The following is an 8242-nucleotide window of genomic DNA, read 5'->3' as shown; positions in this document are numbered from 1 at the left end:
CCGATCGGCAGCGAGTTGGCGCGGTAACGGCCACCGGCATCGACGGTGATGTCGCGGCGCAGGCCGTTGTCCGTGTTCTCGATATGGACAACGTCACCGGGCGTGGCGGAGCCGAAGATGGCGCCGGTGGCGTTGCTCTGCGCCAAGGCCGCGCCGGCACCGCCGATGGATACGGCGAAAGCCACGGCAAGCGCGAGCTTGCGGCGCGGCGGCGCGACTGAACGGTTTGCGTACTGCATGGAACGTCCCTCCTGAAAAAACGCGTGACGAATAAACGGGTGAAGTCGTCCGCATCCGCGCGGCACGCGGACGTTCCGCCGAAAGCATCGGCGGGCGGAAAACCAACTGGAAGAATTTCGCTCGGCCGAACGCCTCTTACCGGGCGGGCGGCGTCACGTCGTCAATCGAAAGGGGTGCGCGCAATGGCGTGGTTTGGCATTTCTTTTGCTCCCCAAAAAGATCGTGCAAGACGTCATCCATGGCGAAAGTCGCACCCGCTCATCATGTCCCCTGAGGCGAGCTGACGACAGCGCCGAAGCGGCGCGTGAAAACAACGTAAAGTATTGCTGTCATTCGTAACAATAGGAAAAAGTCCTAAGCAACTAATTGCGGGGCGAACCGCAAGAACTTACGTTGCAAGTGCCAGGCGTCTTGCCTGCTGTGACACCCCCCGTTTAACGTCGGGAAATGGCACTGGTAATCACGATTCTTGTCCTCCTCCTCGTCGTCGCGCTTTCGGGCGCCATCGTCCGGGTGCTCCCGGTCCGGCTTCCCCTGCCGATTTTGCAGATCGCTCTGGGTGCCCTTCTGGCCCAGCCGTTCGGCATGGATGTGGAATTCGACCATGAGCTCTTCTTCCTGCTCTTCATCCCGCCGCTTCTGTTCGCGGACGGGTGGCGCATTCCCAAGCGCGAGCTGTTCCTCTTGCGCGGGCCCATCCTCGCCCTTGCCGTCGGATTGGTCTTCTTCACGATCCTGGGTGTCGGGTACTTCGTTCACTGGCTGATCCCGACCGTACCCCTGGCGGTGGCCTTTGCGCTGGCCGCCGTGCTCTCGCCGACCGACGCGGTCGCGGTCACCTCGATCACCGGCGAAACGCCGATCCCCTCGCGACTGATGCACGTGCTTTCCGGTGAGGCGCTGCTCAACGACGCCTCCGGCCTGGTCGCCCTGCAGTTCGCTGTGGCGGCGGAGATCACCGGCAGCTTCTCGTTGGGCAAGGCGTCGATCGACTTCGGGGTGATGGCCTTGGGGGGCATCCTCGCCGGCGTGCTGGTGAGTTATACGTTCGGCATCTTCCGCCGGCGCCTGGTGCGCTGGAGTGGCGAGGTGGATCCGGCCAGCCAGGTCGCCTTGCTCCTGCTGCTTCCTTTCGCCGCTTACCTGCTCGCCGAGCATTTCGGCGTCTCGGGCATCCTCGCCGCCGTCGCCGCCGGGATGACAATGAACTACACCGACGTGCTCAAGGGTGGCTACGTAGCCACACGCATGCAGAACGGTGCGGTGTGGTCGATGGTGGAGTTCGTCTTCAACGGCCTGATCTTCCTGCTACTCGGCTTGCAGCTTCCCGGCATCGTCGACGGCGCGAAGGGTGATCTCGCGCAGGCGGGCGGCGGCGAACTCTGGTATCTGCTCGCCTACGTTCTCGCGATCACGCTGGCCCTGGTCATCCTTCGTTTTATCTGGGTCTGGGTGTCGCTGCGCTTCGTCCTGCTGCGCGCGCTTCATCGCGGAGAAAAACGACCCAGGGTGGGAACGCGGATGGTCTGGACCACGGCGCTTGCAGGCGTGCGCGGTGCGATCACGATGGCGGGTGTGCTTTCACTCCCGCTGATGAAGAGCGAGGGCGTGCCCTTCCCCGTGCGGCACCTGATGATCCTTCTCGCCAGCGGCGTGATTCTGTGCACATTGGCCATCGGTGCGATCGGCCTGCCGCTGGCCGTCAAGGGGCTGAAATTTCCAGGCGAAGACCCCCGTGTTCGCGAGGAGCGCAGGGCACGGGCGCTATCGGCCGAAGCGGCACTGCGCGGCATCGCTGACGAGCAGCAGCGGGTGGACGAGAGCGGCGATGTCAACGCCATTGCGCTTGCCTCGCGCGTTGCATCGCGCGTGATGGCGGATTACCAGCAGCGGCTCGAAGCGGCCGGTGATGAAGGCGACGTTCCACAGAAAGCACGCGCCGAGGCGGGCACGGAGCGCGTCATGCGTCTGGCGGCGCTGCGTGCCGAGCGTCGAGAGTTGTACAACCTTCGTCGAAGCCATGAAATCAATGACGACACGTTGCGTACGTTGATGCGTGAGATCGACCTTGCGGAAGCGTCGCTGACGAGCCTGCATTCCGGGTAGGAGTCGATTCATCGGCGAAGGGCGCTCGCCTCAAAGACCAAAAAACGCCTCCGTCGTACGCACACTGGCGTCAGTCAGCGCTTCCTTCGACTCCCCCCGATCGCGTGCCACTTCGTCTCGAATGTGCGCAAGGTACATCGGCTCGTTACGTCGGTCCTTGGGCATGGGCCGCACCGTTCGCGGTAGCAGGTACGGCGCATCGGTCTCGAGCATCAGCCGGTCGGATGGAATGAGCTTCACCAGTTCGCGCAGGTGCGCACCACGCCGCTCATCGCAGATCCATCCGGTGATCCCGATATGGCAATCGAGGTCGAGATAATCGCGCAAGGCCTCTTCGGTGTCGGTGAAACAGTGCACCACGGCGGCGGGAACGCGGTGGCGAAAGCGCTTCAGGATGGCCAGGAAATCGTGGTGTGCGTCTCGCTGGTGCAGGAAGAGAGGCTTGCCCACGTCTACGGCGATCTCCAGCTGGCGTTCGAAGACGACCCTCTGAATGTCCCGGGGGGAGTAATTGCGGTTGTAGTCGAGCCCGGTTTCTCCGACGGCGCGAACTTCCGGCTCGCTGGCGAGTTGCCGGAGCACGATGTCGGTGGCTTCGTCGTAGTCCACGGCGTGATGGGGGTGTACGCCCGCCGTGGCAAACAGGCGGCCGCCGCTGGCTCTGGCTAGCTCGAGCGCGTGCTCGCTTCCTTCCCGTGAGGCGCCGGTCACGATCATTCGGCCGACGCCATGCGCACGGGCGCGGGTCAGCACATCGTCAAAGTCTTGACGGAAGGATTCGTGGGTCAGGTTGGCTCCGATATCGATCAAGTCCATGATTTCTTTCGCTTTGAGACAAGGGTTTGAACGTGAAGACGAGCGTGTTATTGCCACGCAAGGCCATGAATTAGAAGGTCTAATGACATCACAAACGTGCTGCGTCGGGGTTTCCGGCTTGGCCGTTTGGTCTATCGAAAACTTACCGTCAAACGATTGACGTTCGTATTTTCCTGCTGCTAGTTTTCAAAGACGGACGTCAAGAAGACGTCGCTCGGGAGCGCGCCGTTGGAGCTCGAAACCAGTCACACGGATGCAAGGCAGGGGTTTCAAAAGGAAGGCGGCCGGCAACCGGTTCGCCTCACGCAGTACCACGGGCAAGGGGACATACAGATGGTAAACCGCACCGCTGCGGGGACGCTTGTCGACCCGCCGATTCGGGGTTGTACCGCGCCATAAGTCGTCTTCGGATTTTGCGTTGAGGGGAACGTCGAATCCTTCAGGTGTTTGCGCCGGCGAGGGGGCCTTCGTCGGCTGGCGTGCAGGGAGGGGTCCCGGCGCCGCACTAGGGAGGTATGCGTAATGACATCACGAACACTGGCACAGGCCATCGGCCTCGTGCTGACGGGCATCTTCACCGTCGCGGGAGCGGTCCACGCCGCGGAAACGCCTGCGACCCAGGCAACTCCACAGGTCCGCGCCGTCCAGGCCGGACAGCAGGTCGCCATCGACCCGGCGACCGGAAAGATCCGCGCGCCGACCGACGCAGAGCGCGCCGCGTACTCCAAGGCATTCCAGGCTCGGCAGAACCGGGTTACATCGCTCTCCACGCAACCGCGCACCAATGCCGATGCAGTGAAGACGGCGCGCAAGGTCACCCTCCAGAGCGGGGCGAAAGCCACCGGGATGCGCCTGCCCCAGGAGCGGATGAGCAGCGTCGTCGCCACGCGCGCGGCGGACGGATCCATCAGCATTCACCATGACGACCACGGCGCCCAGGTTGCGCCCAAGGCACCGGAGGTTACCCGATGATCCGCCGCGGCCTTCTTTACTCAGCCCTTCTCGCAGCCGGTCTGTTCGGCGCCATGAGCGTCAGCGCCGCCGAGATCAAGATCGTCAACCAGGACGTCGGTACGGGACAGGGTCTCGACGACCATACGCCCGCCACGCCCGTGGGAGGCAACCCGGGCACGACCTTCGGTCAACAGGCGCTCAACGTCTTCCAGTTCGCGGCGGACATCCACGGCGCTTACCTGAAAAGCAACGTTACGATCGTCAACAACGCGACCTTCAAGCCGCTGGAATGCGACGCCACGGGCGGTGTACTTGGATCCTCCGGACCCTTGTCCGTCTTCTTCTTTGATGCCGCGAACCTTCCGGCGGGTGCCAAGGCCAACATCTGGTATGCCGGGCCGGAGGCCGATGCGCTGGCTGGCGAAGACCTCGACCCGGGCAATGCCGACATACAGAGCCAGTTCAACGGTAAACTGGGCCAGCCCGGCTGTATCGAAGGCTCGAAGTGGTACATGGGCCTGGATCACAAGGTTCCCGACGGACAGATCGATTTCCTCAACGTCGTGCTACATGAAATGTCGCACGGTCTCGGCTTCCTCGACCTCACGGACCTGACGACCGGCCAGGACTTCCCGGGCGACGCCACCTCGCATCCGAACATCTACGGTTCCTTCGTCAAGCATGACGGCACGCTTTGGGACGACCTGACGCCGGCTCAACGCGTGACGGCCGCGCTGGATGATGGCCACCTGGCCTTCTCCGGTGCGACAGTGATTGCTGAAGCCCCGCTCGCGCTGAGCCAGCCCGACGTGTATCGCGTGACCGCCCCGGCCGCCGCCGCCGGCGATTATCTGTACGCCCAGGCCAGCTTCGGCCCGACCGCCACTGCGGCGAACTTCTCTGGCGCCGTGGTACAGGCCGTGCCGAACGATGGCTGCGCCGCCATCACCAACGCCTCCGCCGTCGCCGGCAAGGTCGCGCTGATCGATCGCGGCACCTGCGACTTCGCAACGAAGTCGCTCAATGCCCAGGCTGCCGGCGCTAAAGCCGTACTCCTCGCCAACAACCAGCCCGCTGCGGTCACGCCGGGTGGCACGCCTGTCTCGCCGGTGACCATCCCGGTGATCCTGGTGAACCAGGTCGACGGCAATACGCTGAAGGCGAACCTCGCAGGTCTCACCGGCACCGTGGGCAAGGGCACCGGTCTTGCCGGAACGAATGCCGACGGCGTTCAGATCTACGCGCCGGCGGTACTCGCGGAAGGATCGTCGTTCTCGCATTACGACACGCGCCTGACGCCCAACGCGATCATGGAATACGCCATCAACCAGGATCTCCGTGGTGAGATCGACCTCGACCTGGGTCCGGCGTTGTTCCAGGATATCGGCTGGGGCATCGACCGCAGCAACCAGTTGCTGCTCACCTGCGACACCGGCATTCCGAAACTCGTGCCGGGCGGCATCATCATCGGTGCCAACGTGATCGCCAACGCGAAGATCCTCGCCGGCAACGCCGCCGACTTGGGCACCTATCGTGCGGGCATCAGGGCGTACGAAGGGCAGCTTGCCGCGGACGGCCTGATCACCGCCGGCCAGGCGACAAGCCTTAACGCCTGCCTGTCCGATGCGGAAACGCAAAAGCAGTACACCGCTTTCGGCCCGCCGCCGGCACCGCCGGCCATCGTGCTCGCCAACAACGCCGCCCTGAACAACCAGAAGGGTGCCGCCGCCTCGACCACCGCGTACCAGCTCACGGTACCGGCCAACGCGAAGACCCTGACCCTGCGTACCTATGGTGGCTCGGGTGATGTGTCTATCTCGGTGACCGATCCGAAGGGCGTGGTGAAAGCGCAGCCCAATCGTCCGGGTAACAGTGAGCCATTCACGGCGACCAAGCCCGCTGCCGGCGTGTGGACGCTGACCGTGAAGGGTGAAAAGGCGTACTCCGGCGTGAGTGTGCTGGGTGCGTACACGCTCTGACGCATGACCTGGAAGAGGCCCCGGTTCCCCGGGGCCTCGACCTTCGTGGGGCCCGCGTCGCGGGTAGGGGAAAAGACACGACGTTTGGACGGCTGGACGGCCTTCGGGCCACCGGTCTTCGGATACCTCGTCCGCCGCGGTCGCGACGGACTGGCGATGGGCCGCGCGCCGCGCGCCCGCGCATCGATCGCTAACAAGCGGACATCTGGGAGGAAGGTTCACGTGAATACCATCTACAGCAAGGTCTGGAACAAATCGCTCGGCATCCTGGTCGTGGCATCGGAGCTGGCACGCGCGAATGGAAAGGGTGGCGCCTCCCGACGTCTGCGCGCCGCGATGGCCGCGCTTCCACTGGCCGCCGGCGTGATGCTGGCGCTGGGTAGCGCGCCTGCGCAGGCAGGCAACGTGTGCGGTGGTTATCTGCTCGGCATCCAGGGCAAGGCGCCGGTCGCCAAAGGCACGGATGCCTTCGCCTGCGGGACCTCAAGCAAGGCTGCCGGAAACTACAGCACGGCGGTTGGTACAGCAGCGAACAGCAGTGGCGACTACAGCGTCGCACTGGGCCAGAATGCACAGTCCCCCGGTGCCTGGTCGACGGCGATGGGCCAGAACGCCCGCGCCACCGGCACGGACAGCATTGCGATCGGCGAATCGTCATTTGCCAGTGGATCGGCCAGTTCCGCCTTCGGAACGGACGCGAGCGCCACGGCGAAGAACGCCGTCGCCCTCGGCGATGGGTCAGTCGCCAATCGCGCCAACACGGTGTCGATCGGCAAGGTCAACGAAGAGCGTCAGCTGGTGAACGTCGCCGACGGCACGCAATCCACCGATGCGGTCAATAAACGGCAGCTGGATAAGGTTTCGACCTCGGTGAATGGCGTGTCCACACGTGTGGACACGCTGTCCACGAAKGTCGACGGTGTATCGACCCGGGTGGACAACCTCGCGGAAAGCACCAGCGACGCCGCGCACTATTTCAAAGCTAACGGTAACGGTGACGGCAGCGACGATGCGCAGGCCAACGGTCAGTACGCGACCGCTTCCGGCTCGGGTGCATTCGCCGGCGCCGATGGTGCGACGGCAAGCGGCAGCGGCGCCGTCGCGACAGGCACGAACGCCACGGCGAGCGGCTATGGCAGCGTCGCCACGGGACAGAACAGTGCCGCCTACGGTGCGGGTGCGCAGGCCAACGGCCCGGGCAGCGTGGCCGTCGGCGGCGTGGCCGTGGACGCAGACGGTAATCCGCTGATCACCAACGGGGGAGTGCCGGTGGACACTGGTGCAACCAGCGCGGGTGTCGGTGGTACGGCGGTCGGTGCGAGCGCGCAGGCGAGCGGTTTTGCTGCGTCGTCGCTAGGCGTTGGTGCGTATGCAAGCGGCGCGCAGTCGACCGCCGTGGGTGCGGTGGCGAATGCACTCGGCGACTTCTCGACCGCCAGTGGTTCGCAGGCGACCGCCGCAGGTGATCAGTCGGTCGCCAACGGATTCGGATCGACGGCGTACAGCGCGGGCTCGACGGCGATCGGTGCCGGTGCCAGCGCATCTGGCGAAGGCAGCATCGCGATCGGCAACTTCGCCGAAACAGGGTTCGGGTTGTTCGGCCTCGAGAGTGCCAATGCGGTCGCTCTCGGCACGAACAGCTGGGCGCTCGGCAACAACGCCACGGCGCTCGGTGCGAATGCCTGGGCACTGGGTGAGAACTCCGTAGCGCTCGGCGCGGATTCGCAGGCCGATCGTGACAACACGGTATCGGTCGGCACCGCAGGCCATGAGCGGCAGATCGCGAACGTCGCCGCCGGAACCGAAGACACCGACGCGGTGAACAAGGGCCAGCTCGATTCGTCGGTGAGTGGCGCCACGCGCTACTTCAAGGCGAACGGTCTGAACGACGGTAGCGATGACGCGTTGGCAACTGGCCAGTACGCGACTGCCTCGGGCTCGGGTGCCTTTGCCGGCGCCGATGGTGCCACGGCGACCGGTAGCAGCGCGGTGGCAACCGGCAACAACGCGACGGCAAGTGGTTACGGCAGCGTGGCTACCGGACAGAACAGCGCCGCCTACGGTGCGGGTGCGCAAGCCAACGGCCCGGGCAGCGTCGCTGTTGGCGGCGTGGCTGTGGACGAAGACGGCAATCCGCTGATCACCAA

At 64.7% G+C, this 8242-nt stretch carries 6 protein-coding genes; 4 read left to right on the top strand and 2 right to left on the bottom strand.

Features of this window, described 5'->3' with window-relative positions:
- A partial coding sequence (locus tag AC1DT2_RS11455; protein WP_477296297.1) for a peptidase associated/transthyretin-like domain-containing protein occupies positions 1 to 239 on the bottom strand: 239 nt, incomplete at its 3' end.
- A 448-nt stretch (positions 240 to 687) separates the two neighbouring features.
- On the opposite strand from AC1DT2_RS11455, the gene AC1DT2_RS11450 reads away from it, so the two are divergent.
- Complete coding sequence (locus AC1DT2_RS11450; RefSeq protein ID WP_477296296.1) at positions 688 to 2346, top strand: Na+/H+ antiporter; 1659 nt, start codon at positions 688 to 690, stop codon at positions 2344 to 2346.
- A 30-nt stretch (positions 2347 to 2376) separates the two neighbouring features.
- On the opposite strand, the gene AC1DT2_RS11445 is transcribed toward AC1DT2_RS11450, so the two are convergent.
- Positions 2377 to 3162, bottom strand: coding sequence for a TatD family hydrolase (locus AC1DT2_RS11445; protein ID WP_477296295.1), 786 nt, complete (start codon positions 3160 to 3162; stop codon positions 2377 to 2379).
- A gap of 522 nt (positions 3163 to 3684) precedes the next feature.
- Between AC1DT2_RS11445 and AC1DT2_RS11440 the strand changes: the two genes are divergently transcribed.
- From AC1DT2_RS11440 to AC1DT2_RS11430, 3 genes are all read left to right on the top strand, one after another.
- Complete coding sequence (locus AC1DT2_RS11440) at positions 3685 to 4134, top strand: post-PEP-CTERM-1 domain-containing protein (RefSeq protein WP_213950221.1); 450 nt, start codon at positions 3685 to 3687, stop codon at positions 4132 to 4134.
- Positions 4131 to 6095, top strand: coding sequence for a PA domain-containing protein (locus AC1DT2_RS11435; protein WP_477296294.1), 1965 nt, complete (start codon positions 4131 to 4133; stop codon positions 6093 to 6095). Before AC1DT2_RS11440 ends, AC1DT2_RS11435 begins: the two co-directional genes overlap by 4 nt.
- 222 nt (positions 6096 to 6317) lie before the next feature.
- On the top strand, positions 6318 to 8242 hold a 1925-nt coding region (locus AC1DT2_RS11430; protein WP_477296293.1), incomplete at its 3' end, for a YadA family autotransporter adhesin.

Source organism: Luteibacter sp. P4_E6 (assembly GCF_056401535.1).
Note: the sequence above shows the minus strand (reverse complement) of the source record. Positions and strands in the feature narration are given on the sequence as shown.